1 protein-coding gene is annotated in these 1,821 nt (G+C 44.8%); it reads right to left on the bottom strand.

Going from position 1 to position 1,821, the window contains the following annotated elements; genetic code table 11:
* A partial coding sequence (locus GPK60_RS15735) for an ATP-binding protein (protein WP_215660296.1) occupies positions 1 to 1,821 on the bottom strand: 1,821 nt, incomplete at both ends.

The raw sequence follows: 1,821 nt of genomic DNA, 5'->3' as shown, positions 1-1,821 counted from the left end.
CAGAACCAAATCTGCAACCTGTATGATGTTGAGCTGGTTATCCAGACTGATTGCATTTTCCACCGAACCGTCTGAGAACAAAAGCTGTGCAAAATCATAGTCCGTAAAACTTTCGATATGGTCTGCAATGTTACGGGATACGGCGGTATCCTCTTTTCGCAGTTCCTCAATGACCTGCAACAGCCCGTGGTTCTGATTCTGGGATACCGTGCGGACAGCTTTTCTAAGGACAGGGAACTTTTCGCCGTCCCTTGAAGAAATTCCTGTAAGGAATGTAAGAATGTCGATGGCAAGACTTTCAGCGTCCTTGACATCTTTCATAATCACATACGGGTCTAACAGTCCTTGATTGCTGGAATCACTGGTAATGTTTACAATGTTGATTTCCTCTGCAATCTCCGGCAGTGTTGCTTTCCAGTTTCCACGCTCACTTTTCGGGTCTAGGATAACTGCCTGTCCACCGAACAGGACGGAATAATATACCAGCAGGTTATTACAGAATGACTTTCCACCGCCAAGCGAACCCACAAAAGCAGAAGCCAACGCATTTGTGACCGTACCTTTTACCCCTTGACTGGCAAGGGACGGTTGCAGGTAGACATTTCTTCCTGTATCCACGGAATATCCGATATAGATTCCTGTATTTTCGCCCAACATCTGGGTAGCACCGAAGCCAAGTCCGGCTAAAAAATCGGATTTCACATACTGGATATAATCATTGATATAACGCTTGCTGGCAGGAAGAAACTCTCCATGCAGTCCCATCATATCTCCGGCAGGGCGAACCAGTTTCACATTCAAATCATCGTAAAAGTCCTTGACTTCATCACAACGGCGTTTCAGTTCGTCAAGATCGGGTGCAGACACCCGTATGACGTAACTTAACTTATACATACTTTCCTTGCTCTGGTCTAAATCTGTTTCCAGTTCATCGACACTGTCTAAGGCTTCCACCACATTGGAACTTGTTTCATTTCCTGCTTGATAGGCGTGATTGTCCAAGTCTTTTAATTCCTTTTTCTTATTGCGGACAGTGGTTAAGGCTTTCTTATTTCCCACAATTTCAACATTCATGGACGTATCCACAGGGAATGTGAACTGCTGTTGCTGGAAATAAAAGATTTCCGATGATGGGAAGTCCAGCTCCCCGACAATGGCATTGACCGTAAAGTAGGACACATAGCTTTCGCTGTCCTCATGTTCCAGACGCAAATATCGCTGGCTTTCTTCCACCACGCAACGGGTAGGACGGATAAGGTCATAATACTTAATCAGTGTTTCCCTTTTTAATTTTCTTTTTGGCAGAGGATACACATAATCTTCATAGGCTATCCCGTCCCTGCCGTAGAGGTGTTCCATCAGATACGCAAAGTCTTTGGCTTCCAGTCGGCGGATTTTGAACCTACGGGAGATTTTGTTTTCCAGCAGTTTTTCCATCTTCACATAACGGTTGATTTCATCATTGTTCATGGAAACAAAGTCATTCATCAGCGTGTGTCTTACCTCATTCAAAAACTCACGGAATGTCAGAAATACCGATTTTTTGATGTTCTTCAGATTGACTTCGTCCTCTGTGACCATGAGCTTGAATCCCAGAAAGAAACGGTAATCCACTTGATTGTCGCCTATCATGGATACAAGGGCTTCGGTCTGGTCGTCTATCTTTTGGATTGCTACCTCACGGAGCTTTCCAGTGACCAGCTTTTTGGACTGTTCCTGTATGCTTCGGATTGAGCTTTCGGTTGCAATCTGCAACGCATGAATCTTTCCCTCACGGGACTGTGCGATAAGCTGACGGAAGCTGTCATGCACAAGGTATTT

This window comes from Ruminococcus sp. MCC718, from assembly GCF_018783905.1.
GTDB lineage: Bacteria > Bacillota > Clostridia > Lachnospirales > Lachnospiraceae > Hominisplanchenecus > Hominisplanchenecus faecis.
This window is presented reverse-complemented; position numbering and strand designations above follow the sequence as displayed.